The organism is Actinomycetospora corticicola (assembly GCF_013409505.1).
Lineage (GTDB): Bacteria > Actinomycetota > Actinomycetes > Mycobacteriales > Pseudonocardiaceae > Actinomycetospora > Actinomycetospora corticicola.
The window spans coordinates 5,173,178-5,199,917 of the sequence record NZ_JACCBN010000001.1 but is presented as its reverse complement, the minus strand read 5'-3'; the positions used below and the strand labels follow the sequence as shown (position 1 = coordinate 5,199,917).

At 74.1% G+C, this 26,740-nt stretch carries 28 protein-coding genes; 11 read left to right on the top strand and 17 right to left on the bottom strand.

The features are described from left to right. Nucleotides 1-54: 54 nt before the first annotated feature. Nucleotides 55-1,656 (bottom strand): benzoylformate decarboxylase, encoded by a 1,602-nt coding sequence (gene mdlC, locus BJ983_RS25275; RefSeq protein ID WP_179796335.1) that lies wholly within the window; start codon nt 1,654-1,656, stop codon nt 55-57. Nucleotides 1,657-1,686: 30 nt separating this feature from the next. Continuing rightward, nucleotides 1,687-1,959: a hypothetical protein gene (locus BJ983_RS25270; protein WP_179796334.1), complete on the bottom strand. Its 273-nt coding sequence runs from the start codon at nt 1,957-1,959 to the stop codon at nt 1,687-1,689. A gap of 143 nt (nt 1,960-2,102) precedes the next feature. On the opposite strand from BJ983_RS25270, the gene BJ983_RS25265 reads away from it, so the two are divergent. Both BJ983_RS25265 and BJ983_RS25260 read left to right on the top strand, forming a co-directional pair. Then, on the top strand, nt 2,103-3,287 hold the full coding sequence (locus BJ983_RS25265; protein ID WP_179796333.1) for an epoxide hydrolase family protein: 1,185 nt from the start codon (nt 2,103-2,105) through the stop codon (nt 3,285-3,287). Beyond that, nucleotides 3,281-5,014 carry an ABC transporter transmembrane domain-containing protein gene (locus BJ983_RS25260; protein WP_179796332.1) on the top strand — a complete coding sequence of 578 codons (1,734 nt, stop codon included), beginning with the start codon at nt 3,281-3,283 and terminating at the stop codon, nt 5,012-5,014. Before BJ983_RS25265 ends, BJ983_RS25260 begins: the two co-directional genes overlap by 7 nt. Before the next feature lie 72 nt (nt 5,015-5,086). Here the strand turns inward: BJ983_RS25260 and BJ983_RS25255 are convergent, their stop codons facing one another. Continuing rightward, nucleotides 5,087-6,406 carry a DNA polymerase IV gene (locus BJ983_RS25255; RefSeq protein ID WP_343054351.1) on the bottom strand — a complete coding sequence of 440 codons (1,320 nt, stop codon included), beginning with the start codon at nt 6,404-6,406 and terminating at the stop codon, nt 5,087-5,089. Then, nucleotides 6,403-6,846: an HAD family hydrolase gene (locus tag BJ983_RS25250; protein WP_179796331.1), complete on the bottom strand. Its 444-nt coding sequence runs from the start codon at nt 6,844-6,846 to the stop codon at nt 6,403-6,405. Before BJ983_RS25250 ends, BJ983_RS25255 begins: the two co-directional genes overlap by 4 nt. Nucleotides 6,847-6,896: 50 nt before the next feature. Between BJ983_RS25250 and BJ983_RS25245 the strand changes: the two genes are divergently transcribed. Beyond that, entirely contained in the window at nt 6,897-7,106 is a 210-nt protein-coding gene (locus BJ983_RS25245; protein WP_018333037.1) for a DUF2795 domain-containing protein, read from the top strand. A gap of 51 nt (nt 7,107-7,157) precedes the next feature. Here BJ983_RS25245 and BJ983_RS25240 read toward each other — a convergent pair whose 3' ends face one another. Both BJ983_RS25240 and BJ983_RS25235 read right to left on the bottom strand, forming a co-directional pair. Next, entirely contained in the window at nt 7,158-7,424 is a 267-nt protein-coding gene (locus BJ983_RS25240) for a hypothetical protein (protein WP_179796330.1), read from the bottom strand. A 106-nt stretch (nt 7,425-7,530) separates the two neighbouring features. Then, nucleotides 7,531-7,767, bottom strand: coding sequence for a hypothetical protein (locus BJ983_RS25235; protein ID WP_179796329.1), 237 nt, complete (start codon nt 7,765-7,767; stop codon nt 7,531-7,533). 197 nt (nt 7,768-7,964) lie between these two features. On the opposite strand from BJ983_RS25235, the gene BJ983_RS25230 reads away from it, so the two are divergent. Then, entirely contained in the window at nt 7,965-8,678 is a 714-nt protein-coding gene (locus tag BJ983_RS25230; protein WP_179796328.1) for a class I SAM-dependent methyltransferase, read from the top strand. Here BJ983_RS25230 and BJ983_RS25225 read toward each other — a convergent pair. Next, a complete protein-coding gene (locus tag BJ983_RS25225; RefSeq protein ID WP_179796327.1) occupies nt 8,675-8,896 on the bottom strand; it encodes a hypothetical protein in 222 nt (73 codons plus the stop codon). The two genes, BJ983_RS25230 and BJ983_RS25225, sit on opposite strands and share 4 nt — an antisense overlap. Nucleotides 8,897-9,073: 177 nt before the next feature. Here BJ983_RS25225 and BJ983_RS25220 point away from each other — a divergent pair, with 177 nt between their 5' ends. Together BJ983_RS25220 and BJ983_RS25215 are read left to right on the top strand one after the other, a co-directional pair. Continuing rightward, nucleotides 9,074-10,429 carry an FAD-dependent oxidoreductase gene (locus tag BJ983_RS25220; RefSeq protein ID WP_179796326.1) on the top strand — a complete coding sequence of 452 codons (1,356 nt, stop codon included), beginning with the start codon at nt 9,074-9,076 and terminating at the stop codon, nt 10,427-10,429. A gap of 215 nt (nt 10,430-10,644) precedes the next feature. Further along, the gene (locus tag BJ983_RS25215) at nt 10,645-11,643 is read left to right on the top strand and encodes a hypothetical protein (RefSeq protein WP_179796325.1); all 999 of its coding nucleotides are present in this window, start codon (nt 10,645-10,647) and stop codon (nt 11,641-11,643) included. Nucleotides 11,644-11,851: 208 nt separating this feature from the next. On the opposite strand, the gene BJ983_RS25210 is transcribed toward BJ983_RS25215, so the two are convergent. Genes BJ983_RS25210 through BJ983_RS25200 form a run of 3 tightly spaced genes read right to left on the bottom strand, consistent with a single transcriptional unit; the run spans nt 11,852 to nt 13,448 of the window. Then, nucleotides 11,852-12,373 (bottom strand): hypothetical protein, encoded by a 522-nt coding sequence (locus BJ983_RS25210; protein WP_179796324.1) that lies wholly within the window; start codon nt 12,371-12,373, stop codon nt 11,852-11,854. After that, nucleotides 12,370-12,693: a DUF4873 domain-containing protein gene (locus BJ983_RS25205; protein ID WP_179796323.1), complete on the bottom strand. Its 324-nt coding sequence runs from the start codon at nt 12,691-12,693 to the stop codon at nt 12,370-12,372. The genes BJ983_RS25210 and BJ983_RS25205 overlap by 4 nt, the downstream gene beginning before the upstream one ends. Beyond that, the gene (locus tag BJ983_RS25200; protein ID WP_179796322.1) at nt 12,690-13,448 is read right to left on the bottom strand and encodes a TetR/AcrR family transcriptional regulator; all 759 of its coding nucleotides are present in this window, start codon (nt 13,446-13,448) and stop codon (nt 12,690-12,692) included. The genes BJ983_RS25205 and BJ983_RS25200 overlap by 4 nt, the downstream gene beginning before the upstream one ends. 116 nt (nt 13,449-13,564) lie before the next feature. Here BJ983_RS25200 and BJ983_RS25195 point away from each other — a divergent pair, with 116 nt between their 5' ends. The 3 genes from BJ983_RS25195 to BJ983_RS25185 are packed head-to-tail and all read left to right on the top strand — an operon-like array spanning nt 13,565 to nt 16,972. Beyond that, the gene (locus BJ983_RS25195; RefSeq protein ID WP_179796321.1) at nt 13,565-14,485 is read left to right on the top strand and encodes an AurF N-oxygenase family protein; all 921 of its coding nucleotides are present in this window, start codon (nt 13,565-13,567) and stop codon (nt 14,483-14,485) included. Beyond that, nucleotides 14,485-15,450 carry an alpha/beta fold hydrolase gene (locus tag BJ983_RS25190; RefSeq protein WP_179796320.1) on the top strand — a complete coding sequence of 322 codons (966 nt, stop codon included), beginning with the start codon at nt 14,485-14,487 and terminating at the stop codon, nt 15,448-15,450. Before BJ983_RS25195 ends, BJ983_RS25190 begins: the two co-directional genes overlap by 1 nt. Continuing rightward, the gene (locus tag BJ983_RS25185) at nt 15,440-16,972 is read left to right on the top strand and encodes a flavin-containing monooxygenase (protein ID WP_179796319.1); all 1,533 of its coding nucleotides are present in this window, start codon (nt 15,440-15,442) and stop codon (nt 16,970-16,972) included. The genes BJ983_RS25190 and BJ983_RS25185 overlap by 11 nt, the downstream gene beginning before the upstream one ends. Before the next feature lie 88 nt (nt 16,973-17,060). On the opposite strand, the gene BJ983_RS25180 is transcribed toward BJ983_RS25185, so the two are convergent. Together BJ983_RS25180 and BJ983_RS25175 are read right to left on the bottom strand one after the other, a co-directional pair. Beyond that, the gene (locus tag BJ983_RS25180) at nt 17,061-17,939 is read right to left on the bottom strand and encodes an acyl-CoA thioesterase (protein ID WP_179796318.1); all 879 of its coding nucleotides are present in this window, start codon (nt 17,937-17,939) and stop codon (nt 17,061-17,063) included. A gap of 37 nt (nt 17,940-17,976) precedes the next feature. After that, the gene (locus BJ983_RS25175; protein WP_179796317.1) at nt 17,977-18,591 is read right to left on the bottom strand and encodes a hypothetical protein; all 615 of its coding nucleotides are present in this window, start codon (nt 18,589-18,591) and stop codon (nt 17,977-17,979) included. A gap of 259 nt (nt 18,592-18,850) precedes the next feature. Between BJ983_RS25175 and BJ983_RS25170 the strand changes: the two genes are divergently transcribed. Then, nucleotides 18,851-20,338, top strand: a complete 1,488-nt coding sequence (locus BJ983_RS25170; RefSeq protein ID WP_179796316.1) for a wax ester/triacylglycerol synthase family O-acyltransferase — start codon at nt 18,851-18,853, stop codon at nt 20,336-20,338. Continuing rightward, nucleotides 20,335-21,078, top strand: a complete 744-nt coding sequence (locus BJ983_RS25165) for a methyltransferase domain-containing protein (protein WP_179796315.1) — start codon at nt 20,335-20,337, stop codon at nt 21,076-21,078. The genes BJ983_RS25170 and BJ983_RS25165 overlap by 4 nt, the downstream gene beginning before the upstream one ends. 85 nt (nt 21,079-21,163) lie before the next feature. Here BJ983_RS25165 and BJ983_RS25160 read toward each other — a convergent pair whose 3' ends face one another. The 5 genes from BJ983_RS25160 to BJ983_RS25140 form a co-directional block, all read right to left on the bottom strand. Beyond that, nucleotides 21,164-21,829 carry a phosphatase PAP2 family protein gene (locus tag BJ983_RS25160; RefSeq protein WP_179796314.1) on the bottom strand — a complete coding sequence of 222 codons (666 nt, stop codon included), beginning with the start codon at nt 21,827-21,829 and terminating at the stop codon, nt 21,164-21,166. Nucleotides 21,830-21,871: 42 nt separating this feature from the next. Next, nucleotides 21,872-22,489, bottom strand: coding sequence for a class F sortase (locus tag BJ983_RS31210; protein WP_179796313.1), 618 nt, complete (start codon nt 22,487-22,489; stop codon nt 21,872-21,874). Next, nucleotides 22,486-23,601, bottom strand: coding sequence for an excalibur calcium-binding domain-containing protein (locus tag BJ983_RS31205; RefSeq protein ID WP_343054349.1), 1,116 nt, complete (start codon nt 23,599-23,601; stop codon nt 22,486-22,488). The genes BJ983_RS31210 and BJ983_RS31205 overlap by 4 nt, the downstream gene beginning before the upstream one ends. A 423-nt stretch (nt 23,602-24,024) precedes the next feature. Then, nucleotides 24,025-24,501: a hypothetical protein gene (locus BJ983_RS25145; RefSeq protein WP_179796312.1), complete on the bottom strand. Its 477-nt coding sequence runs from the start codon at nt 24,499-24,501 to the stop codon at nt 24,025-24,027. 133 nt (nt 24,502-24,634) lie between these two features. Further along, complete coding sequence (locus tag BJ983_RS25140) at nt 24,635-26,728, bottom strand: ArnT family glycosyltransferase (protein WP_179796311.1); 2,094 nt, start codon at nt 26,726-26,728, stop codon at nt 24,635-24,637. Nucleotides 26,729-26,740 lie beyond the last annotated feature (12 nt).

Here is a 26,740-nt window from a genome sequence, read left to right as displayed (position 1 = left end):
CGCTACGCGGAGATCGGCGGGCGGGGCATCTCGATACCGGGTGACCACACGGGCTCAGCTCGCCGCGCGGCCGACCGGCACCGCGATCAGCCGCGGCCCGTCGCCGTCACGCCCACGCTCCAGGGCGGCGCGCAGCTCCTCGGCCGTCGACACCGACTCCGCCGGTACCCCGTACCCCGCGGCGAGGGCGCCGAAGTCGACGGGCGGCAGGTCGAGGCCGGGCGCCTTCGGGGTGTTCTCCCGGGCGGCGAACCACTTGAGGATCGCGTACTCGCGGTTCTCCAGGACGAGCACGGTCACGGGCACGCCGAGCATCGCGGCCGAGGCCAGCGCCTGGATCGCGTACTGCATCGACCCGTCACCGATCGCCGCGAGGACGGGCCGGGACCGGTCGGCCAGCGCGACGCCGACCGCCGCGGGCAGACCGAAGCCGAGACCACCCGACGTCGTGAAGAACGAGGTCGACGGGCGGGAGACCGGACGGCGCGCGTGCAGCGCGCCACGGTTCGAGGGTGACTCGTCGACGACCACCCCGTCGGCCGGCCACACCGAGCCGACGACGTCGAACACCGCCTCGGCGGTCAGGGTGCCCGGGACGGCCGATGCCCGGGCGGCTGCCGCGGACGGCGCGGACCCGGCGGGCACGCGCGACGACGGGGCGACCTGGTCCAGCAGCGCGCGCACGACGGCGACCGGGGAGGCCACGAGCGCGTCGCCCATCGGCGCGCGGGCGGCCTCGTCGGGGTCGGACGTGACGTGCAGCAGGGTGGTGCCCTCGGGCAGGAACCCGCCGGGCACGTAGGGGTAGTAGCGGAACACCGCGGTGCCGAGCACGAGCACCACGTCGTGCGCCGCGAGCGTCTGCGACACCGGCGCGATGGCCATCGGCAGCGCGCCGCGGAACTGCGGGTGGCTCTCCGGGAACCCGACCCGGCCGTCGGCGGGCGGGCCGTAGACCGCGCAGCCCAGGCGCTCGGCCAGCGCCACGGCGTCGTCGAAGCCGCCGCCGGAGTCGATCTCCCCGCCGACGACGAGCGCCGGGGCGGAGGCGCCGTCGAGCGCGGCGACCCACGCCTCGAGACCGGTCGGCGCGAGCGGCGCCGTCACCCGTCGTCGGGACGCCCGCTGCGCCACCTCGAGGTCGTCGCCGGTCAGCTCGACGTCCCAGTCGTCCATCGGGATCGACACGAACACCGGGCCGGTGGGCGGGGTGGTCGCGAGGTGGATCGCCCGGGCCAGGGTCGCGACGACGTCCTGGGCCCGGGGCGGCTCCGCCGAGTACTTCACGGTGGGACGCGGGAGCTCGGAGGCCCGCGGGTTCGCGAGCATCGCCTCCAGCGTCATCATCGGCCGCACCTGCTGGCCGGCGGTGACCACGAGCGGGGTCCTGTTGGCCGCCGCGTTGACCAGCGCGCCCACCGCGTTCCCGACGCCGGGCGCGGTGTGCAGGTTGACCAGGGCCGGCCGACCGGTCGCCTGCGCGAACCCGTCGGCCATGCCGACGACGACCGCCTCCTGGAGCCCGAGGACGTAGGTGAAGTCGTCGGGGAAGTCCTGGAGCATCGGGAGCTCGGTGGAGCCCGGGTTCCCGAAGACCGTCGTCATGCCGTGCGCCCGGAACAGCTCGAGCGCGGCGTCGCGCACAGTGAGACTCACGCCGGAGGGTCTACCCCGCCGGCGCCCGCCTCACCAGGCCTGCTGTGGCACCGGCGTGGGCAGGTGCAACCTGCTCACCCGGACGACCACGTCGCGCAGGTCGTCGGAGTCGAAGTTCTGCCTGAGCTCCTCGGCGCGGAGTGTCGCGGCGACCCCTTCGTAGGGGCCGTGCGCGTCCATCTCACCGGTCTCCGGGTCGAACACCAGGACCACGTAGCCGTCGCACTCGTCCAGATCCGCCGCTGCCGCCAGCAGTGCCGCGGGCCGTTCGTTCAGCACGATGATCACCTCCGCTCCGTTCATCGCAACGATGACGGCCCGTGTGACAGCGTGGGCGGAAGATGCCACCTTCGGGGGACCGGCTCCATCCGACGGCGTGTCGGGGTGACACCCGGACGGATGCCTCCCCACGGCGCGTTCGGACCTGTGCCGTTAGCGTCGCGGCCATGGCCCCCGACGACGCCGCGCCGACCACCGCCGACCCGTCGTCCCCCACCCCGGCCGACCCCGACGCGGTCACGCCGTTCGTCCTCGACATTTTGTCGGACCAGGTCGCTGACCTGCACGAACGTCTCCGCCGGGCGCGCCTGGCCGAGCCGGAGCCGGTCGACGACTGGTCCCAGGGCATCCCGGTCACGGTCGTGGCGGAGCTCGCCCGGACGTGGCTCGAGGAGCACGACGTCGCGGCGCTGTCCGCGGAGCTCAACGGCCTCGGGCAGTACCGCACGGAGATCGACGGGCTCGGGATCCACTTCCTGCACGTAGAGTCACCGCGAGATGACGCACAGCCACTCCTGATCACGCACGGGTGGCCCGGCTCGGTGGTCGAGTTCCTCGACGTCGTGGGCCCCCTGACGACGCCCGAGGACCCCTCCGCACCCGCGTTCCACGTGGTCGCGCCGTCCCTCCCGGGCTTCGGGTTCTCCGACAAGCCCACGACGACGGGCTGGGGCATCGACCACATCGCGGATGCGTGGGCCGTCCTCATGACGCGTCTGGGCTACCCCCGCTTCCTCGCCCAGGGCGGCGACTGGGGCGCCATGATCACGACGGCGTTGGGGGTCCGGCACCCGGACCGCGTCGCCATGCTCCACACGACGATGCCGCTGGCCGACCGCCCCGAGGGGGCGCGGACCGAGGACCTCCCCGAGCTCGAGCAGCGCTGGCTCGCCCAGGCCCGGGAGTTCCGGGAGGTCGGCGGCGGCTACTCCGGCCAGCAGCGCACCCGGCCGCAGACCCTCGGCTACGCGCTCGTCGACTCGCCCGTGGGCCAGCTCGCGTGGATCGCGGAGAAGTTCGGGGTCTGGACCGACGGCGGGCTCGACTCGGTGACGCGCCGGCGGCTGCTCGACAACGTGGCCGTCTACTGGTTCGGCGCCTCCGGGGCCTCCTCGGCCCGCATGTACTGGGAGAACGCCCAGGTGGACCGCCGCTCGGAGGTCACGGTGCCCGCGGCGATCTCGATCTTCCCGGCCGAGATGGCGAAGATGCCGCGCTCGTGGGTCGAGGCGCGCTACACCGACGTGCGCCGGTGGAGCGTGCTCGAGCGGGGCGGACACTTCGCCTCCCTCGAGGTGCCCGAGCTGTTCGTCGCCGAGCTGCGCGAGTCCTTCCGCGGGGTGGTGTGCTGACCCCGTCCGACGCAGGGCTGCGGCGCCTGTGGCCGTACCTGGCCGAGCACCGCGGCACGTTGACCGTCGTCGCGCTGCTGTCCCTGCTCACGGCGGGCACCTCGCTGGCCCAGCCGCTGCTCGTCGGCCGGGTGATCGCGGCGGTGCAGGGCGGCGGGCCGGTCCTGTCGGCCGCAGCTCTGCTCGTGGCGGTGCTGATCGGTGGCGCGCTCGTGGGCGCGGTGATGTCGTTCCTGCTCCAGCGGACCGCCGAGGGCGTGGTGCTCTCGACCCGCCGCCGGCTGGTGGAGCGGGTGCTGCGGCTGTCCGTGCCGGAGTACGACGCCCGCCGCACCGGGGACCTGATCTCCCGGATCGGCTCTGACACCACGCTCCTGCGGGCCGTCGTGACGTCGGGGCTCTTCGAGCTCGGCAGCTCGGTCGTGGTCGTCGTGGGGGCGGCCGTCGCGATGGCCCTGGTCGACCTGGTCCTGCTCGGCGTCACGCTGCTCGCCGTCGCGGCGGGGGTCGTGGTCATCGGGACGGCGTCGCGCCGGCTGCGGGCGCTCTCGACGCTCTCCCAGGCGCGGGTCGGCGAGATGACCGCGGCGGTCGAGCGCGCGCTGGGCGCGGTCCGCACGATCCGCGCGAGCGGGGCGACCGACCGGGAGGTCGACGGCGTCGTCGGGGCGGCCACCGCCGCGTACGCGGTCGGCGTGCGCTCGGCCCGGCTGCAGGCCCTCGTCTCGCCCGCCGTCACGATCGCCACCCAGGGCTCGTTCATCGCCGTGCTCGGGATCGGGGGCGCGCGGGTCGCGGCCGGGCAGCTGACGGTCGCCGAGCTCGTGTCGTTCGTGCTCTACCTGTTCCTGCTCGTGCTGCCCTTCGCGCGCCTCACCCAGGCCTGGACGCAGCTGCAGACCGGGCTCGGGGCGCTGGCCCGGATCGAGGAGGTCGTCCGCCTGCGCGGGGAGTCCGCGGACGACGCGCCCACCGGAGCGGCCGCCCCCGGCGCGGCGCCCGCGCTGGAGTTGCGCGACGTCGGCTTCCGCTACCCCGACGGCACGGTCGTGCTCGACCGGGTCGGCTTCGCCGTGCCCCGCGGCACGCGCACCGCGCTCGTCGGGCCCTCCGGGGCGGGCAAGTCGACCGTCTTCGCCCTGGTCGAACGGTTCTACGACGTGACCGGCGGCGCCGTGCTCGTCGACGGGGTCGACGTGCGGGACCAGCCGCGGGACGCACTACGGGCCCGACTCGGCTACGTCGAGCAGGAGTCGCCCGCCCTCGCCGGCACGCTGCGGGAGAACCTCGTGCTCGCCGCGCCGGACGCCCCGGAGGCCGACCAGCTCGCCGTCCTCGCGTCGGTGAACCTCTCGGGGCTGGTCGAGCGGTCGCCGCTCGGGCTGGACGCCCCGGTCGGCGAGGGCGGGGTCCTGCTCTCGGGCGGGGAGCGCCAACGCCTCGCGATCGCGCGCACCCTGCTCGCCGAGCCGTCGGTGATGCTGCTCGACGAGCCCACCGCGAGCCTCGACGCCCGCAACGAACAGGCCCTCAAGGACGCCATCGACGTCGCCGCGGCCGCGGACCGGACCCTCCTGATCGTCGCCCACCGGCTCTCCACGGTGGTCGACTGCGACCAGATCGTCGTCCTCGACGGCGGGCGGGTCGTAGCCGTCGGCACCCATGCCGAGCTCCTCGACGCGAGCCCGCTCTACGCGGAGCTGGCCCGCTCGCAGCTACTGCTCTGACCAGATTCTCGTGGCAGGAAGCGTCGTTGCTGTCATGCCGTGACAGCAACGACGCTTTCCTGCCATCAGATGTCAGGTCAACGACACGAGCGGATCGCCCCGCGTGAGCTCCGGGTCGTCCGCGGCGAACGTCCGCGCCCGCCCCGGCCCGGTCGACCGCGTCTCGAACCGCACGGTGACCCGCCCGTGCCCGGCGCCCTGCACCCAGCCGTGCCCGTGCTCGGGGTGCGCGGCGTCGTCGCCGGTGCGCCACGGCTGCTCCGGGGGTGGGGTCGGGGCCTCCGCCGGCTCCGTCCCGACGTCGGGTGCGACCGGCTCGGGTGCCGCGCCCCCGGTCTCGAACAGCGTCCCCTGCACGGCCGTGGTGAGGCCGGCGTAGGACACCCCGACCAGCCGGACCCCGGCGTCGGGCAGCGCGTCGACGGCGAGCCGCTGGGCCACCGCGGTCAGCGCCGGCAGGTCGGTCGACGCGACCGTCGAGGTCTCCGAGCGCGTGTGGGTCACGAAGTCCCCGCCACGGACCTTCACCGTCACGGTGCGGGCGGCCCGCTGCGAGGCGACGAGCCGCGTGTGCGCCGAGGCGGCCAGGTCGGCCACCGCGCGCCGCACCCCGGCCACGTCGGAGAGGTCGGTGTCGAACGTGGTCTCCGCGCTGACCTGCTTCGCCTCGCCCCGCTCGGTCACCGCCCGGTCGTCCACCCCCTGCGCGAGCCGGTGCAGCGCACTCCCCACCGCCGAGCCGAGCAGCGCCGTGACCTCCGCCGGCGGCATCGCCGCGAAGGCCGCGATCGTGGTGACCCCGGCCCGCGCCAGCGCGGTCTCGGCGACCGGCCCGATGCCCCACAGCGACCGCACCGGCAACGGGTCGAGCAGCGCCCGCTCCCCGCCGTGCGCGACCACGTGCACCCCGTCCGGCTTGGCGAGCCCGGAGGCGATCTTCGCGACCTGCTTGCCCGAGCCCGCTCCCACCGACACCGCGAGCCCCGTCGCCTCCCGGACCTGCGCGCGCACGCCCTCGGCCCACGCGTGCACCTCGTCGGGGCCCGCTCCGGCCAGGGCGGCCGGTTCGGCGAACGTCTCGTCGTAGGCGACCTGCTCCAGCACCGGGGCGGCCGCCCGCACCACGGCGAAGAACGACTCGGAGAGCGTCCGGTAGACGGCCGTGCGCGGCGGCAGGGCCACCGCGGTGGGGCACGCCCGGCGCGCCTGCGCCATCGGCATCGCCGACCGGGCCCCGAACGCCTTGGCCTCGCCCGACGCGCCCGCGACGATGCCCCGCGGCCCGAGGCCGCCGACCAGCACCGGCCGCCCGCGCAACGTCGGCCGGGTGAGCTGCTCGGCGGAGGCGAAGAACGAGTCGAGGTCCAGGTGGACCACCCAACGGCCGGTCACGACGGCGGGTGGCTCCAGATCAGATCCGCCCCGCCCAGCACGTCCGCCGGGGTCCCGCTCCACGTCACGCCGACCGCGGTGAGCCCGTGCCGCCGCGCGGCCGCGACGTCCGTGGGGGCGTCGCCGACCATCGCCGCCCCGACGGCCCCGTCCGGCAGGACGCGCCCCAGCCCGAGCAGCGCCTCGACCAGCACCTCGTCCTTCCCGACCACACCGGGGCCGGTCCCCGCGACGTGGCCGAACCACGACGACCAGCCGAGCTCGTCCACCACGCGGCGCGCGAGGCCCGTCGGCGCGGACGTCGCGACGGCCATCTCCACCCCGTCCGCCGACCAGGCCGCGAGCAGCGTCTCGACCCCGTCGACGGGGGTGAGCCCACCGCGCTCGAGCAGCGTGCCGTCGAGGTCCCACACGACGCACGAGAACGGGCATCCGACCACGGGACGAGGATTCCACGGTTGCATCGCCGGAGAGCGGTCATCCCCCGGCCATGGGTTACGACGTCACGCAGGTCCAGAAGTCCCTCGGCGGTTTCGACTACCCGGGTGACCCCGAGCAGCTCGCCGAGCACGCCAAGTCGAAGGGCGCCGACGACCAGCTGGTCGAGACGCTGCGCGGTCTCGACAAGGAGCAGTTCGACGGCCCGAACGCCGTCATGAAGAAGCTCAGCGAGGCCGGCGTCCTCGGGGGCGGCTCCTAGCACGCCCGTCCCGACGACGGGTCCGGACCGGACCCGTCGTCGGGACGGCGGTCAGCGGGGCATCGACGACATGCGCCGTTCGACGACCTCGCGGGCACCCTCGAGAGTGCCGTCGTTGACCCAGGTGGACTGGTCGAGCTCGGACACGTTCCAGCCGCCCGGCCGCACCCGGGTGCCGTACAGGAAGACGTCCTTCTCCTGCACCCACTCGATCTCGTAGTCGATGGGCTGCTCGCTCTGCGACTGCCAGGTCCAGACCGCTCCGGAGCGGCGGCTGGACTCCCGGACCTGACGTCCGTCGATCTCCATCGTGCTCACGGCGTTCCTCCCCACGGGTCCGGTGGACACCACCGGAACGCGGCCGACCTTGCGCCGATCGGCGCATCAGCCTAACCGTTTCTGTCTCGTGGCGAGGCACCGTGACTCATCCGGGGAGCGCCTCGGACGGGCCCCATCCCTCCCGGCAGAGCGCTCCGACGATGCGGCGGGCGTCGGCGCGGTGCGCCTCCGAACGGTGCGAGGTCCAGCTCCACTCGGTGCACTCCCGGTGGAGCAGGTCCGCGACGATCGTCGAGGCGTGCTCCCGGTCCTCGATCGCGACCTGCGCGCCGCGGGCGAGCACGGGACGCAGCAGTGCGTGGGCGGGGGACGACGTGCTCATGGCGAGCCTCCTGTCGTCGGGGTCCCGGCGCGGGTGGGGTCCGGCGCGGGGACTCGGACGGGAACGTGCGAGGGCGGCGACGACGGCGCGCGGTGCACTGCTCGCAGGGTGGACGCCCGGGCGCCCGGGGGAAACGGCAGGGGGAGCAACGACACATCGTCTGGGCCGCCCGGAGTCGCGGCGGTCACGATGAGGCCATGACAGCTCCGTTCACCGTCGAACTCGACCCGACCCCCGGCCGCCGGCAGGGCGAGGAGCAGTTCCTGCTCCACCGTGGTGGCGAGACGCAGCGGGTCGTGCTGCACGACTACGCGACCGTCTACGACGTCCCCGGGCTCTACGAGGAGGTCGTGCAGCGGCAGCTCGAGTGCGCCTCCCCCGCCACCGTCGCCGACGCGGCGGTCGAGGCCGGCGCGGAGCTCGGTCTCGAGCCCGGCGCGCTGCGCGCCTTCGACCTGGGCGCGGGCAACGGGGTGGTCGGCGAGGAGCTGCGCGCCCGGGGCGTGACCGTGGTGGTCGGCGCCGACGGCATCCCGGAGGCGCGCGACGCCGCGCACCGCGACCGGCCCGGGCTCTACGCGCACTACCTCGTCGGCGAGCGGCTGGAGAGCGCCGAGGTCGCCCGGTTGGTCGGCGAGGAGCGGCTCAACGCCCTCGTCGCGGCCGGCGCGGTGGGCGAGGGCCACGTCCCGGTGGACGCGCTCGACGAGCTGTGGTCGGCGTTCCCGGCGAGCTCCGTACTCGCCCTGACCCTCAAGGACGCGCCCGACGACCACGACGTGTCCGACGTCGAGGCGATGATCGACGCCCGCTCGGACACCCGCATCGTCGTGCGGCGCACCTTCCGGCACCGGCTCTCGATGGCCGGCCACGAGCTCCACTACCTGGTGCTCGCCGCGGTGAAGAGCTAGTCGGCGAGGCCGCCCCGGATCACGCGCAGGCGCGGGCGTCGGACCAGGACGGGGAGGACCGCGCCCACGGCGTGGGCCGGGCGGCGCCGGGGGCGCAGGCAGGCGAGCTCGTTCACGAGGTCGTCCGCGAGCTCCTCGGTGAGGACACGCTCGAGGTCGTAGTCGTCCAGGACCTCCCGGCCCCGACGCCACGACGCATGCTGTCCGTTCCTGATCATCACTGTCATCGTCGGCGCAGGTCGGGCCCCTCCACAGGCCTGATGCCGCATGGAGTGATGACTCGATCGAGGGCCGTTTTCCGACGCGCCGCCCGTGGGGGTGCACCCGATCGTCGGCGTGGCGGGCCGTGCGTCGGTACAGGTGCGGATCACGCCCGCCTCCGACAGGATCAGTCCATGAGGACCCACGCCGTGGCGATCGTCGGCTCGGGCCCGTCGGGGTTCTACGCGGCGGGCGCCCTCCTCGACTCGGAGGACCCGCCGGTGCGGGTCGACATGTACGACCGGCTGGCCACCCCCTGGGGTCTCGTGCGCGCCGGCGTCGCGCCGGACCACCCGAAGATCAAGTCGGTCAGCAACCAGTACGAGAAGATCGCCGCCCGCCCCGGCTTCCGGTTCTTCGGGCACGTCCACATCGGCGAGGACGTCACGGTCGACGAGCTCGTCGAGCGCTACGACGCCGTGATCTACGCCGTGGGCTCCCAGACCGAGCGTCGGCTCGGCATCGAGGGCGAGGACCGGCCCGGCAGCCTGGCCTCCGTCGACTTCGTCGGGTGGTACAACGGCCACCCCGACTACGTGGACCTCGACCCGGAGCTCTCCGCGGAGCGCGCCGTGGTCATCGGCGCCGGCAACGTGGCCCTCGACGTGGCCCGGATGCTGCTGCTCGGCGAGGCCGACCTGCGCGCCACCGACACCGCCGACCACGCCATCACGTCGTTCGTGGGGTCGTCGGTGCGCGAGGTCGTCGTATGCGGTCGGCGCGGTCCGGTCGAGGCCGCCTTCACCACCACCGAGCTGCGGGAGCTCGACGAGATCGACGGCCTCACCACCGTCGTCGACCCCGCCCAGATCCCGTCCGCCGACGGCGACGCCGACCTGGCCAAGGGCACCCGCCGCAACGTCGAGATCCTCCGCGGCTGGGCCGAGCGCGGGCCCGACCCGGACGCGGAACGCCGGATGGAGTTCCGCTTCCTGCGCTCGCCCCTGCGCATCCTCGGGGACGGCGACGACGGGCCGGTCACCGGCGTCGAGCTCGCCGTCAACCGGCTCGAGGCCTCCGAGGACGGGCGGGTGCGGCCGGTCGACACCGGCGACCGCGAGACCGTCGAGTGCGGCCTGGTGTTCCGCGCGGTGGGCTACAAGGGCGTGGCGCTGCCCGGGGTCCCGTTCGACGAGGGCTCCGGCACGATCCCGCACACCGAGGGCCGCATCGAGGGCCGGGAGCGCGAGTACGTGGTCGGCTGGATCAAGCGCGGACCCACCGGGATCATCGGCACCAACCGCAAGGACGCCAACGAGACCGTCCGCCACCTCCTGGCCGATCTCGCGACCGGCGCCCGCGACGGCGCGTCCGTGGCGAGCGCGGAGGAGGTCGAGGAGTGGCTCTCCGGCCGCTGCGCCGACCTCGTCGACCTCGACGGCTGGGAGGCCATCGACGCCCACGAGCGCGCGGCGGGCGAGACCGGCGGGCGGCCCCGGGTGAAGGTCACCGACCGCACCTCCTTCATGGACCTCATCCGCTCCCGGTAGGACCTTCCCGACGACGGGTCCGGCGCCGGGTCCGTCTTCGTGCGGCAGACGTCCGCACATCCGTGACGCGTTCGCGCCGTCCCCGGCGCGGTCGGGCGACCCCGCTCGGCCCCCGGCACCCACTTCGCCCGACGACGGCTGGACCGCACCCCGGAGTGGGCACGCCCGCGCATCCCGGGGAGCGCCCCCGCGGACGACGCGGAACGAGGAGTGCCATGAGCGAGCCCGACGACACCATCCGCCTGCTGGGCGGGTTCCCCCGACCGGACCGCACCGCGGCTGCCGTCCTCGTCGACGACATGTTCGACGTCCTCGAGCGGATGCTCGCCGCCCAGCGCCGGTTCGCCCAGGCGATCCTGGCTCCGACGGAGGTCTCCCTCGCGGCCATCACGACGACGGACGAGAGCGGCGAGGGCCGCCGGGCGGGCTCCGCCGGCGGCACGTCCGTCGACCGGGCCGTCCCCGAGGCCGACGTCGACACCGACGGCGACACCCTCGCCGGCCACCCCGAGGGCGAGGAGGACGACGTCGTCGCGGACGACTCGGCGGACGCCGCCGAGGACAGCGAGGAGGATGTCGCCGGGTCCGACGAGGAGCAGATCGAGGACTCCGACGAGGACTCCGACGACGGGTGGGACGAGGAATCCGAGACGACCGCCCCCGAGGCCTCGGACGAGACCGCCGCCGATGACGACGAGTCCGACACGGACGACACCGTCGACCTGGTCGAGGACTCGGACTCCGAGTCGGAGGACGACGCGGAGGACACCGGGGGCCGGGTCGAGGACGTGGGGTCCACCGAGGACGACGACGAGGAGTCCGGACCCGTCGAGGCCGAGGACTCGGACGCCGAGGACCCGACCGACGCCGACGCCGACGCCGACGAGCAGGTGGGCACGTCCCGGGCCGCCACCGACGAGGGCAGCGCGGCGATCAACGACGGGGCCGACGACCGTGGGACCCGACGCACGAGCACGGCCTCGGGCCGCAGCCGATCGAGCACGACCGGGTCCACCCCGACCGCGGCCCGCAGCGGACGGCAGGGGCGTCCGGCGTCGGAGTCGTCCCGGACCTCGACCGCCACGCGTCAGTCCGACGTCAAGCGGACGCGTCGGTCGACCTCGCCGGTGATCCGCACGGACGACGAGGAGTCGGCCCGGCAGCAGCCCGGCCGCTCGACCTCCGGCACCCCGGCGCGCCGTCGCCCCCGCTAGACCCCACCCGCCGTCGGGAAGATCCCGTCCGCCGGGGACTCCACCGCGAGACTCACATCAGGCAGGCCCCGGCGTCCGGGAACCTGCCTGACGTACACCTCGCCGCACGGGCCACCAACCAGCCCGCCGCGAGACTCACGCCAGGCAGGCCCGGACGTCCGGAAACCTGCCTGACGTACACCTCGCGGCGGCACGGGCGGCCCGGGCACTACGCCGTGTCGGACGCCTCGTCGAGATCGATGCGCCGCAGGTCCCGCGCCTCCGGGGAGGCCAGGAGGTCGGTGACGTAGCCGATCACGTGGTGCCGGATCTCGGCGTCGAGGTTGCCGAGCCGGCGGACGAGCACGCCCCCGATACCCGACGTCTTCGTCTCGAGCGCGATGTCGTCGGGGCCGATCTCGTCGACCTCGACCACCACGTGGTCGGCGTCCGGCGCGAGGCAGGCCTCGAGCCCGATCCGCACGGTCATGCGGGCCTCGACCGGGACGGCGCGGGCGCCGATGTCGACGGTCAGGTCGAGCTGCACCGGGACGTGCACCTCGGTGCCGGTGCCGCCGATCTGCCGGCCGCGGAGCTTCCCGACGACGCCGACCGCGCGCGCGGTGGCCATCCCGCCGGGGCCGGCCGGGACGGGACCGAAGGCGATGCGGTCGCCGATGAGACCGGAGATGTCACGGACCGCGCGCTCCGGGGTGGAGATCGCGGCGAGGATCGCGTCGCGGTCGCTCACGCCGTCACCTCGGTGAGCACGGCGAACGGCGGGGTCGAGGTGCCGGCGACGCGGTAGCGGCCCCACGGGTCGACGTCGGAGAGCTCCCCGACCGCCTCGCCCTGTGGCGTGGAGACCACGGCCTGCGCCCGCTTGCCGCCGAGGACGGACTCGAGCCCGGCGTGGACCGCGACGCGGCCGTACCAGTGGTACCGGCCGTCGAGCGGCTCGACGTACCCGCGCAGGGTCACCTCGACGTCGAAGGTGCGCCCGTCCCCGAGATCCAGCGTGGCGGGCCCGCGGTACCCGTCGTCGTCATCGTCGTGATCGGTGGTCGTCATCGATCCCCGTTCCCAGCCTCGGCGACATCGGACTCGCTGTTCCCGGAGGATCCTCCGGGAGACATCTGGATCACCTTGTTGATTTCCAGCGGCACGTTCGGGTCGATGACGACGTCGCGCTGCCGCGCGAACCCGTCGATCGCCGCCCAGACCAGCACCGTCAGGTACTCGGTCACCGAGTCCCGACTCATCGAGCGGCGCTCCAGCCACCACTCCGCCGTGTTCTGGACGAACCCGACGATGCCGTAGGCCCAGGGCTCCGCCGCGCCGGAGTCCAGGCCGAAGGAGCGCAGGTAGTCACCGATCAACGCCGACAGGGCCGTGGCGATGAGCTCCTTGTCGGCCTGCACCACCTCCTGGCCGTGGCCGTGGCGGGCCAACACCCAGTACAGGTTCGGGTAGTCCTCCAGGGTCCCGAGCACCGCGTCGATCGACTTACGGATACGCGGGAGCGGCGCCTCCTCGGAGTTCAGCGCCGGGATCAGCCGGTCGAGCAGGATGTGTGTCCCCCGCTCACCCATGGCCTCGACCAGGTCGGCCTTGTCCGAGAAGTGGCGGTAGAGCACGGGCTTCGTGACGCCGGCCTCGACGGCCACCTGCTCGATGCCGAACTCGGGCCCGACCTCGGCCAGCACGCGCATGGCGGCCTCGACGAACTCGGCGCGGCGCTCCTCGCGGTGCTTCGTCCACCGGGTGCGACGCCCGTCACGAGATGGGGGCTTACTGCCCCGCGTCGGCTTGACACCATCCGCCATGGGCGAAGACGCTACCACCGGTTACGGTTACCAGCGGTAAGACGTACAACAAGTTGGGGATACAGTCCGTATCCCGCAGCTCGCTCCCCCGCTCGACCCTCCGAGAGGACGACGCCATGTCGGCGCCCGCCACGACCCGGACCACCCGCAACGAGGGGGACGCGAACGCCACTGCGGCGCGCCTGCTGCGCTCGGCGGCCAAGAAGTCCTACGACCCGGCCGTCGACATCGACTGGGATGCGCCGCTGGTCGAGGGGAAGATCTGGGTCCCCGAGCACCGCGTCTCGCTCTACGGCACGGAGCTCTGGGAGCGCCTGACCCCGGAGCAGCGGATCGAGCTGGGCAAGCACGAGGCGTGCAGCGTCGCGTCGGTCGGCCTGTGGTTCGAGACCCTGCTCATGCAGCGGCTGCTCAAGGACTTCTACGCCGACGACCCGACGAGCGAGCGCGCCCAGTGGGCCCTCACCGAGGTCGCCGACGAGTGCCGGCACTCGCAGATGTTCGCCCGCCTGGTGCACCGCGCCGGGGTGGAGCCCTACGGCCCGATCCCGTTCGTGCACCAGCTCGGCAAGCTGTTCTCGGTCGTCAACTGGGGCCCGGCCGCCTACGCCTCGATCCTCGTCGCCGAGGAGGTGCTCGACCGCCTCCAGCGCGAGCAGGCGAACGACGACCGCATCCAGCCGCTGATGCGTCAGGTCAACAGGATCCACATCATGGAGGAGGCGCGCCACGTCGCCTTCGCGCGGGACGAGGTGACCCGCGGGCTGGCGGAACTCTCCCGCTCCGAGCTCGCGTACCAGCGGTTCATGTGCGCGTTCACCTCGTTCTTCGTGGTGCGCAGCCTGATCAACCCGAAGGTCTACGCGGCCGTCGGCATCGACCCGGCCGAGGGCCGCCGCGCCGCCCTGGCCAACCCGCACCACCGCGAGATGATCCGTTTCGGCGGCGAGAAGATCCTCGCGTTCCTGGACGAGGCGGGGATGATCGCGGGACCTGGTAAGACCCTGTGGAAGAAGTCCTTCCTGCTGGAGAAGTGATGAACGAGAACGTCGGCCCCGTCAGCCTCGCCACGGGCATCACCCTGCGGGTGGCGCGGAGCGGGGTCCTGACGCCGGGCGTCCCCACCCTGGTCCTCGCCCACGGCTGGTCGCAGGACCTCCGCACGTGGGACCGGGTCGTCCGTGACCTGCGCCGGGCCGGGGTGACGAGCGAGATCGTCCGCTACGACCACCGCGGCCACGGCGGCTCGGAGTCCGGCGGCGAGCACGCGTCCACGATCGGCCGCGCCGCCGACGACCTGGCGGCCCTGCTGCGCGACCACGTCGACGGGCCGATCGTCCTCGCCGGGCACTCCATGGGCGGGATGACGCTCATGGCGCTGGCCGAGCGGCACCCCGACCTGGTCCGCGAGCGCGTCGTCGGCGCCGGGTTCGTCGCCACCGCGAGCGACGACATGGCGGAGCTGACCCTGGGCCTGCCCGGCCGGCGCGGCGCCTTCGTCGCCCACGGGGAGCGGGCGATCATGCCGTTCCTCGCGTCGCTGGGGAACCGCGCGCCGGTCGCTCGCGCCGATCCCGAGGGCAGCGGCACCCACGCCCGCTCGATCGCCCTCGCCCCCGTCGTCCGGGCCCTCGTCTTCGGGCGCCACGCGCGGCGCGCGGACGTGCTGAGCGTGGCCGAACAGACCTTCGCGGCCGACCCGGTCGCCGTACTCGCGTTCCGGAACTCGATCGGCGAGCACCGGCGGACGTCGTCGCTCGAGTCGCTGCACGGCGTCCCGACCGTGGTGCTGGTCGGCACGAACGACCGGCTCTGCCCGATCGACCACGCCCACACCATCGCCGCGGCCCTGCCCGCCGCCGAGCTGGTCGTCCTCCCGGGCGCCGGCCACATGATCACCTTCGAGCGGTCGCCGGAGGTGGCCGCGCACCTGCAGGGCCTCGTCGAGGCCGCCAGCGTCACCGCACCGGTCGTCGGGAAGGAAGCGTCCCTTGTTCAGTGAGGTCGTGATCGTCGGCTCCGGTTTCTCCGGGCTCGGCCAGGCGCTCGCCCTGCGCGAGGCCGGCATCACCGACGTCGTCATGCTGGAGAAGGCCCCGCGCGGCGTGGGCGGGACCTGGCGGGACAACACCTACCCCGGCTGCGCGTGCGACATCCCGTCGCACATGTACTCGCTCTCGACCGATCCCAACCCGGACTGGTCGCGCTCGTACTCCCCGCAGCCGGAGATCCACGACTACCTCGAGCGGCTCGCCGACCGCCACGACCTGCGCCGCCTCATCCGCTTCTCCACCGAGATGACGGGCGCGACGTGGGACGAGGAGTCGCGCACCTGGACGGTCCACACGACGACGGGTGAGTACCGCTGCCGCTTCCTGGTCTCCGGGATGGGCGCGCTGCACCTGCCGTCGAAGCCCACCCTGCCCGGCGCGGAGCGCTTCCGCGGCGAGACCTTCCACTCCGCGGAGTGGCGCCACGACGTGGACCTGCGGGGCAAGCGGGTCGCGGTGGTCGGCACGGGGGCGAGCGCGATCCAGTTCGTGCCGCAGATCGCCCCGCTCGTCTCGCAGCTCACGCTCTTCCAGCGCACGCCCGCGTGGGTGCTGCCCAAGGGCGACCACCCGATCGGCACGTGGCGCAAGCGGCTCTTCGAGAAGGCACCGCTGATCCAGAAGGCCTATCGGGGAGCGCTCTACGCCGGGCTCGAGTCCCGCGCCATCGGGTTCATGAGCCGCCCCGAGCTGCTCCGACCCGCCGAGTGGATCGCCCGCAAACACATCGAGCGGTCGATCTCCGACCCGGCGCTCGTCGACCGGCTGACCCCGCGCTACTCGTTGGGCTGCAAGCGGGTGCTCGTGTCGAACGACTACTACCCGGCGCTCGCCCGCCCGAACGTCGACGTGGTGGCGAGCGGGATCGCCGAGGTGACCGAGCACGGGGTCGTCGACCACGACGGCGTCGAGCACCCGGCCGACGTGATCATCTACGGCACCGGCTTCCACGTCACCGACTCGATGGACGGGCTGGAGATCACCGGACGGGACGGGCGCACGCTGCGCTCCGCCTGGGCCGAGCACGGCATGCGGACGCACTACGGGATCACGGTCACCGACTTCCCGAACCTGTTCTTCCTCCTCGGCCCGAACACCGGCCTCGGCCACAACTCCGTCGTGTTCATGATCGAGTGCCAGGCCCGCTACGTCGCCCAGGCGATCTCCGCGGTGCACGGCTACGGCTGCTCCGGGCTCGACGTGCGCGCCGAGGTCATGCAGCGCTCCGACGCGGCGGTGATGCAGCGGTTGGAGAAGGGCATCTGGACCCGCGGCGGCTGCACGTCGTGGTACCTGGACGCCGCCGGGAACAACCGGACCATCTGGCCCGGCTTCACGCTGCGGTACTGGGCGGAGACCCGGCGCTTCCGCCCGGAGGACTACGAGTTCTTCGGCCGGTCCTCGGACTTCGCCGTCCCGACGACGGGTGCGGCGGACTCGACCGGTCGGGCGCCGGTCCCGGCTCCGGTCTGAGCACCTCCCCGGTGCCGCCCACCCACGTGGCAGGGAAGCGTCGTTGCTGTCGTCCAGTGGCAGCAACGACGCTTCGCTGTCACGAAGGTCAGGGGCGGCGGCGCCGGATGAGGCCCTCCTGCACGACGCTCGCCACCAGCGTCCCGTCCGCGCGGTAGAGCCGACCGGACGCGAGGCCGCGCCCGCCGCCCGCGTTGGGTGACTCCTGCACGTAGAGCAGCCACTCGTCGGCGCGGAACGGCCGGTGGAACCAGACGGCGTGGTCGAGGCTCGCGAGGCTGACGTCGCGGGCCGCGGCGCCGCCCTGCACGTGCGGGAACACGGCGGCCTCGAGCAGGGTGAGGTCGCTGGCGTAGGTGAGCACGCAGACGTGGAGCAGGCGCCCGCCCGGGACGGCGGGGTCGGGCAGCTCGCCGTCGGCCCGGATCCACACACGGTTGCGCGGCGGGCGGTCGGTGGTGTCGTCCCAGGGCGCGTGGTCGACGTAGCGCACGTCGAGCGGCCAGGTCAGGGCCTTGCCCGTCGTCGTCCAGGCAGGGCGGTCCGCCGGCACCGGCGGCATGTCGCGGCGGGCGAGCCCGTCCGGGCCGGGAGTCTCGGGCATCGGCGCCTGGTGCTCCACGCCCTCCTCGGGGCGCTGGAACGACGCGGACATCGTGAAGATCGTCTCGCCGTGCTGCACCGCGGTGACCCGGCGCGTGGTGAAGGACCGGCCGTCCCGGGCCCGGTCGACCTCGTAGACGATCGGCGCGAACGGATCCCCGGGACGCAGGAAGTAGCCGTGCAGGGAGTGCACCGGGCGCTCGTCGTCGACGGTGCGGCCGGCGGCCACCATGGCCTGCGCGGCGACCTGTCCCCCGAAGACGCGCAGCAGCGACTCCTGCGGGCTGCGGCCGCGGAAGATGTCGCGCTCGATGGCTTCGAGGTCCAGGACGTCGCCGACGAGTTCGTCGAGGGCCTTGCTCATGGACCGGCATCCTTCCGGACGCCGATCCGGCGGTCGATCACTGCCCGAAGGAGAGCACCGAGACCTTCGCGACGCCGAGGTCGAGGCCGAGCAGCGCCCCGCCGCCCGACTGCTGCTGCGACCCGCCGTCGGAGTCGTCCGACTGCTGCGGCGGTGCGGTCTGCTCCGGCGCGTCCTGCTGGGAAGCGGCCTGCGCGACGGCGGGGGCCGCGGCCGGGCGGGCCTGCGGCGCCTGCGGTGCGGCCTGGCCGGCCCCGGAGAACGTCATCATCGACGGGGCGGCGGCCGGTGCCGCGGCGGCGATCGGCTCGGTGCGCGTCGGGGCGGCCGCCCGGTCACCGACGATCTTCGTCGTGGTGGTCGTGGGGGCCTGCGAGCCCGCACCCGTCGTCGGGATCGATCCGGCGGAGGTCTGGTCGCCCGGCGCGGAGAGCAGGTCGAGCGTGGTGGGCGGCGGGGTCGCCGCGAGGCCGTAGCTCTGGACCGGGGCCGCGGCGGCGCTCGTCGCCGGGGCGTCCTGCTGGTCGGAGAGAGGGGTGACACCGAGCACCGAGTGCGCGCCGAACGCGACCGCCGCCGCCACCGGGACGCCGACGACGACGCCCTTGGAGCGCAGCGGGTGCACACGCATGGCGTGGCGAGGGCGGGCCATGGGGTTCCTCTCCGGGAGCGGGTCGTCCGCGGGTCCTCCGCTGTCCCCCGACACACGGCGGCGTGACCACTCGCAGCGCCTAACGCGCCCGGTCCACCACCGTTACGGGTGACGTCCGGATTTCTTGAGCCGCCGACCCGGTGATACGCCGCGTGACCGGATTTCGCTCTCCGTGATCGGTGATCGTCCGACTGGCCGCTGCTCCTCGCACCGACCACACTCCTGCCCACAGGGCGTCGGGGCCGGTGGGAGGAGACGCGTGCAGCAGTTGTCGGGTCTGGACGCGGTGTTCCTCGCCGCGGAGGACGACCACCAGTTCATGCACGTCAGCCAGCTCGTGGTGTTCGACAAGCCGGACCCGGACTACGAGCCCTTCACGGCCTGGCGTCGTCAGCTCGCCGACCGGCTGCACCTGCTCGAGCCCCTGCGCCGGCGCCTGGTCGAGGTGCCGCTGGGTCTGGACCACCCGTACTGGATCTCCGACCCCGACTTCGACCTGGACTTCCACGTCCGGCACTCCGCCGTCCCGCCGCCCGGTGACGACGCCCAGCTCGACGAGCTCGTCGGCCGGCTCATCGCCGGCCCGATGGACCGCGAGCACCCGCTGTGGGTCTCGCACGTCATCGAGGGCCTCGCGGCGACCGAGGAGGCCCCGCACGGCCGGTTCGCCCTGCTGACGATGGTCCACCACGCCGCGATCGACGGGGCCTCGGGCGCCGAGCTGCTCACCCTCATGCTCGACGACGTCCCGGACGCCGAGCGGCCCTCCGACGCGGGCCGCTGGAGCCCGGAGGACCCGCCGTCGTACCCGGGGTTGCTCGGGCGCGCCGCGTGGCACGGCGTGCAGCGCCCCGGCCGCGCCCTGCTCCTCGCCGCGCAGGCCGGCCAGCAGGTCGCCGCTGCCACCCGGCACCCGGCCGTGATCGATCTCGCCGACCGGGTGCGGCGCAGCCTGCGCGGGCAGATCGGCGCCGTGCTCAACGTCGGGCGGGCCCGGGACGCCGACGCGGAATCCCCGCGCCTGCCCTCGACCCCGGCTCCGGCGACACCGTTCAACGCCCCGATCAGCCGCTACCGACGGTTCGCGCGCCGCTCGGTGTCGCTGGACGAGGTGAAGGCGGCCGGGAAGGACCACGACGCCACGGTCAACGACGTCGTCGTCGCGGCCTGCTCCGGCGCACTGCGCACCTACCTGCTCGAGCGCGACGCGCTGCCCGACGCCCCGCTCTCGGCGATGATCCCGGTGTCGCTGCGAACCGGCGAGGAGCCGGACATGTGGACCAACCGGGTCTCCGCCACCGTCGCCTCGCTGCCCACCGACGTCGCCGACCGGACCGAGCGCCTCGCGGCCGCCCACCAGGCCCTGCAGACGGCGAAGGCGGTCTTCCGCGCGACGCCGGGCGCGCTCGCGCCGGAGGGCGCGGGCCTCGGCGTCCCGGCCCTGACGACGCTGATCAGCCGGGTGACCACGCGGACCGCCGCCCGCGGCCTCGTGCCGTTCAACGTGATCATCTCGAACGTGCCCGGCCCCCAGGAGCCGCTGTACATGTCCGGGGCACGGGCGCGCCACTACTACCCGGTGAGCGCGGTCGCCGACGGCCAGGGACTCAACATCACGGTGCAGAGCTACGACGGGTCGGTCGACATCGGCCTCGTGTCGTGCGCCCGGCTCGTGCCGGACCTGTCGCGGCTGGTCGACCTGATCGCCGAGGAGTTCCACGCCCTGTACGGCGCGGACGCGTCGTGAGCGCCCGGGACCGGCTGCTGGCCCTGCTCACCGAGGAGCCCGCGGACGTCACCGGTCCCTGGCTCGATCTGGTGCGGGGCCGGCCGGGGTCCCGGGGACGCATCCAGGACGCCTGGGAGAGCACGTCCGGGGCGGGCGGGTACGACGGGCTGCTCGCGCTCGGCGACCAGGTGGAGGCCTACGTCCCCGCCCTGGTCGGCGGCGGCAACCTGCGGGCGTTCTACCGGGTCGACGACCGGCTCGGCCTCGTGGGCGGGGAGACGGTGCTCGACCTCGCCTGCGGGCCGGGCACGCTGACGCGGCGGCTCGCCCGCGCCGTCGGCCGGGACGGCCTCGTGATCGGCGTGGACCTGTCGGAGCCGATGCTCACGCGCGCCGCCCGGTCCACCGCCTTCGCCCAGGTGGACTTCGTCCGCGCCGACGCGATGGACCTGCCCTTCCACGACGCGGCGGTGGACGCCGTCTCGTGCTCGCTCTGCCTGCACCTGGTGCCCGACCTCGTCACCACGCTGACCGAGATCACCCGGGTGCTGCGGCCCGCCGGCGCGGCCGCGTTCGCGGTGCCGGCCCACGCCCCGGGGCCGCTGCGGCCGTTCACCGAGATGTTCGCGCGCTGGGGTCAGGCCCGGCTCTTCGGCCCGGGCGACCTCGCCGGCGCGCTGCGCGACCTGGGGTGGTCGGGCGTCTCGGAGCGCTCCCTCGGCGGCATCCGCGTGGTCGACGCGAGCGCCCCGGTCTGAGCCGCCCCTCCGTGACAGGAAAGCGTCGTTGCTGTCACCTGGTGACAGCAACGACGCTTTCCTGTCACCGGGGGTGGGCGCCTCATCAGCGCGCCGGCGGGCCGGACAGGGCCCGCCGGAGCCCGTCCACCACGAGCAGCGCTCCCCCGACCGCGGCGATGACCCCGTAGGCCGCGAGCACGTCCCCCGGCCGGTGCCAGCCGGCGGCGATCACGGCGACCGACGCCCCGGCGATGACCACGAGTCCGACGGCCCCGGCCACGTAGCGCAGCGCCGCGGGCAGGACGAGCAGTGTCGCGATCACGAGCGCGCTGATCACCGTGACGTGCCCGCTCGGGAGCGAGTTCTCCGCGCCGCCCTCCCGGGGCAGCACGGCCTTGAGGCCCTGTGTGATCGCCTGGCTGAGCAGGACCATGACCAGGCCGGCCCCGACCGCACCGACCCGTCGTCGGGACAGGCCGATCACGGCGATCGCGACGAGCGCGAGCCCGACCGACGCGACGCTGACCAGCCGCAGCAGGTCGAGCACCTCGGAGCGGACCCCGGAGAAGACGCCCTCCACCGCGACCATCACCGCGTGGTCGAGCCGCCGCCCGGAGCTCGAGTCGACCAGCAGCAGCCAGCTCGCGGCCGTGACCACCGTGCCGAGCACCCCGAGCACCAGCCCACCGACCACACGGCCGGCCCACCCGCCGTCGCGCCGGACGACCGGGTGCAGCGGGACGGTGGGGCGCGTCTCGAGGCTGGTCATGGCACCAGGGTCCCCGCCGGACCTGAGGATGGCGTGAGAGCGCTACCGCCAGGCCCGCTCGGCGTGCCCGAAGACGATCACGTTGTCCGCGTAGTTCCGGGTCGCGGAGTCGAAATCACCACCACAGGTGATGAGCCGGATCTGCGCGTCGCCGGTCGGGCCGTAGACCTGGGCGGTCGGGAACGCCCGCTTGGACGCCTGCTCGACCCGGTCGACCACGTAGGCCACCGACGACCCGTCGGCGCGGTGCACCAGGACCTCGTCGCCCGCGGTCAGCGCGGAGAGGTGCGCGAAGCCGCCCTCCACGCCGCGGTAGTTGACGTGCGAGGCGAACACGGCCGGCCCGTTCGTCCCCGGCGCGGAGCCGCGGGAGAACCAGCCGACGGTCGCGGCGTCCGGCGGGACCTGCAGCGACAGGTCCTCGTTGTAGCCGAGCTTCATGATGCTGTCGCGGGTGACGCCGATGGCCGGGATCTCGATACCGGTCGGCGCGGACGCCGCCAGCGGCAGCGACTCGGACGTCGCCCCGGCGGGCATCGACACGGTCGAGGTGCCGGTCCGGGCCGAGCGCGGTCCGACGTTCATCAGCACCGTCAACGCGATCACGGCGGCGAGGGCCGCGAGCGCCCACACGAGCAGCGGCGAGCGGGTGCGGGTCACGCGCGCACCTCGTCCTCGTCCTCTTCCCGACGACGGGTGGCCCCGGCCAGGCTCGCGACGCCCAGCCCCGCGAGCGCGGCCGCGGTGCCCGGGGCGAGGCCCGGCGCGGAGTCACCGGTCGCGACGCCGCCCTGGGGATAGCCGTCGTAGTCGGCGGTCACCGTCTCGTAATCGCGCGGGTTGTCCTCGCAGGCGATCCCATCGTTGTCGCCGTCGAGGTTGTTCGGGTCCGAGCGGTCAGCCTCGTAGATGGCCTGGGCCTGGTCGCCGGTCACCTCGTCGCAATTGATGTCGTCGCGGCCGTACCCGTCGTGGAGGTGGTAGCCGTAGTGGTGCGTGTTCTCGAGCCCGTGGCACAGCTCGTCGAGCGCCGCGACCAGGTCGGGCAGCGAGCCGTATCCGGTCGACGGGTCGAACGAGCCGGGCAGGGCGCCGCAGAACGAGGCGAACTGCTGGCCGATGGCGCCGGCCTGCCCGTCGTCGACGGTCACCTTGCTCGCCAGGAACAGGCACGCGTCCCGCGGGCTCGAGAAGGAGCCGGACGACGGGAAGTCGGGGATCGTCAGGTCGCCGAGGTCGAGGTTGCCGGTCGGCAGGTCCTTCAGCGCGTCGGCGATCGGCAGGCCCGACGCCAGGTCGAGGCCGGTGAGGTTCTGCAGGGAGGTCGTCACCTGCGCGGGCGAGATGGTCGGGACGGCGGCCGCCGCCTGCTTCTGCGCGGCGTCCGCGTCGCCGGACTCCGGGACGGTCACCTCGGCCGGAGTGGTACCGGTGGGGGTCGCGTCGGTCGTCGTCGCGTCGGCCGAGCCGGTGCCGGTGTCCGTTCCATCGGGCACGGTCGACCCGGACGTCGAGGGCGTGGACGGCGGCGGCGTCACGACGATGGTCTCGCCGCTGGAGCCACCCGAGTCCGCGTTGCTGCCGCTGTCGGCCGGACCGGAACCGGTCGACGACGGGAACACGCATTCCCCGCTCGCGTTCACCGTTCCGCCGGCGGGTGTGCAGGTGTCCTGCGTGTCCTGCGCGAACGCCATCCCCGGCGCCAGCACGGCGGCACCCACCAGACCCGCCATCAGCACCGCGGCGGTGCGGGTCGCCCTGCCAGACCTCACGTGAGCTCCTCGACGTCACCGCCCTGCTCCGTCGCAGGACCCGTTCGAGGGACGCATCGCCGTGAGATCCCGTTCGCGTTACACGTCCGGTTCCCGGCCTCGGGGTGCTCCGGTCAGACGTCAGTGGCACCGAGGCCCTCCACGGGCGCCCACTGCCAGGGACATCGACCCGGCCGGGTCACCCCGCACCGTCGATGTCCCATTGGACGCATCCAGTGCGACGGATTCGCCATCGACGCTCGACGAACCCCTGCTCCGGAGCGACGGGCCGCACCGTCGATGTCCCGTCCGACGCATCCAGTGCGACGGATCCGCCATCGACGCTCGACGAAGCCCTGCTCCGGAGCGACGGCCCGCACCGTCGATGTCCCGTTCGACGCATCCAGTGCCACGGATCCGCCATCGACGGTCGGGCCCGAGGGTTCAGCCCCGGACCGGCGACCGCCCGCGGCGCCGCCGGGCGACCATGTGGCCGGCGACGAGGCGGGCCGGGCTCTCCCGCAGACAGATCGACACGCCGGCGTCGAGCATCGCCACGATCCGTTCGGTCGGGGCGTGCCGGGCGAGCAGGACCACGACCTCGGCCCCGGGCTGGCGGGCGATCACGTCCTCGACCACCGCGCGGTCCGGCTCGACGAGGACGACGAAGTCGACGCACGGGTGGTGGGACGGCCGGTCGGTCGCGACGACGCGCCAGCAGGCCGGGGCCACCTCCCCGAGCATGCGCGCGGTCGAGCGGGAGGCGACGACCTCGACGGTCGCCGGGGCGTCGTCGACCAGCCGCGGGTCGTGGGGCCTCTCGACCGGGACGGGGGCCGAGGGACGGGGTTCCCGCACGACGGGCTCGGGCGTCCGCGGGCGCGGGACGGCGTGGCGGCCGGAACGCAGCGAGAACCTCATGACGACGATGCTGCGCCGGGTTCCTGGACGCAGCCTGAGCGCCGTCTGTGGGATTCGGGGCCGGCGGCGGACACGTCGACGCGGCGGCGTCCCGGGGGGCAGGACACCGCCGCGTCGGCTCGCACCGCTCGCGTCAGGCGAGCGGACGGCTCAGGTCGTAGACGGTCCTCCCGCCGACGTCGGTCTTCGTGAAGTGCGTCGTGACCCAGGTGGCGATCTCGCCGCTCACCCCTCGACCGGCCCGGCCACCCCGGTCCGCCGCGCCCGCGGCAGCATCCGGAGCGGCAGCATCCGGAGCGGACCCACCCGGAGCGGCAGCACCCGCCGTCGGGAAGCCCCCGGGTCCGCCACCGAACGGGCCGCCCTCGATGTAGTAGCGGACCTGTCCCGTGGCCACGTACTCCTGGAACTGGGCGAGGGTCGGCGCCGGGTCGCTGCCGCTGAAGCCGCCGAGAGCCATGACCGGGACGCCCGCGGCGAGCTGGATCGAGGCCTGGCTCATCGCGCCCGTCGTTGCGGCCGCCCAGCGGGTGCCCGCGCCCTGGAGGAGCGCGACCAGCTGCGGCGAGGTCTGCTCACCCTCCGGTCCGCCGCGCATCGCACCGCTGCGGTCGCCCGCGCGGCGCATCCCGCCGCCGGGGAAGCCCATCCCGCTGTTCGCGCCTGCCGAGACGATCGAGCCCTGGTGCGGGGTCGCCGCGGTCACGGCCGCGAAGGCGGTCGAGGCGCCGACCGTGCCGATCAGGGCGAGGACGGCGACGGCCATCGCGCCGAGCCGGCGGGCGGTCAGCCGCGGCAGGAGCAGCCCGATCGCCCCGAGCACGCCGGCGACGACCACCACCCAGCGCAGCCAGGACAGCGAGTCGGCCTGCGTCAGGATCACGGCGCTCCAGGCCGCGGTCCCGACCACCACGACGGCGAGCACCGCACGGGCGACGACCGAGCTGCGGGACCGCCACAGGATCGAGGCGCCCGCGGCCGCCGTGATCGCGACGCCGGGGGCGAGGGCGACCGTGTAGTAGGGGTGGATGATCCCGCTCATCGCGGAGAACACGACCGTGTGGACGACCATCCAGGCGCCACCGAGCAGGAGCAGCCCGCGCGTCCGGTCGGTGCGGGGCGCGCGTCGCGTGACCCACAGCCCGGCCACCAGCAGCACGATCCCCGCGGGCAGCAGCCAGGAGGCGTTCCCGGAGAACTCCGCGGTCAGCATCCGCCACGGGCTGGGTGATCCACCGAACCCGCCGCCCCCGGGACCGAAACCGCCACCGGGCGGCATCCCCCCGCCGGGCATCCCACCACTGGACATGCCGCCGCCGGGCATCCCGCCCCGGGGCATGCCACCCCCGCCGGGGCCGCCCCGCTCGGACCCGAGGATGCGGCCGAGGCCGTTGTAGCCCAGCGCGAGCTCGAGCAGCGAGTTGTCGGTGGACCCCCCGATGTAGGGCCGGTCGGACGCGGGCCACAGGTCGACGAGCGCGATGTACCAGCCCGCCGAGACGACGATCGCGACCCCGGCCGCGAGCAGGTCACCGATCCGCCGCCGCAGCGTGGTCGGGGCGACGACCAGATGGACCAGGGCCAGGCCGGGGACGACGAGCATGACCTGCAGCTGCTTGGTCAGGAACCCGAGCCCGACCAGCGCGCCCGCCGCGACCAGCCACCACGTCCCGGCCTTCGTGCCCGCGGCGTCGACGGCGCGCACCGTCACGTAGGCCGCGGCGACCATGCAGAGCACGAGCATCGCGTCCGGGTTGTCGAACCGGAACATCAGCGCGGCGACCGGCATGAACGCCAGCAGGGCGGCCGCGGCGAGTGCGGTCCGGGGCCCCGACCAGCGTCGACAGGTCAGGTACACCAGCGCGACCGACGCGACGCCCATCAGCGCCTGCGGCACGAGCAGCGACCACGACGAGAACCCGAAGATCCGCCCCGACAGCGCCATGACCCACAGCGAGGCCGGGGGCTTGTCGACGGTGATCAGGCCGGGGGCGTCGAGGGCCCCGAACAACCAGGCCTTCCACGACTGCGTCCCCGCCTGCACCGCGGCGGCGTAGAACGAGTTGGCGTAACCCGAGGCGCCGAGGTTCCACAGGTAGGTCACCGCGGTGGCGGCGAGCAGGACCCAGAAGGTGGGACGGACCCAGCGGGGGTCGTGCGGGGCCTTCCCGACGACAGGTGGTTCGGCGGGTGCGGCGGACGCGGGTGCGTCGGCGACGGTGCTCATGACGGGGTGGAT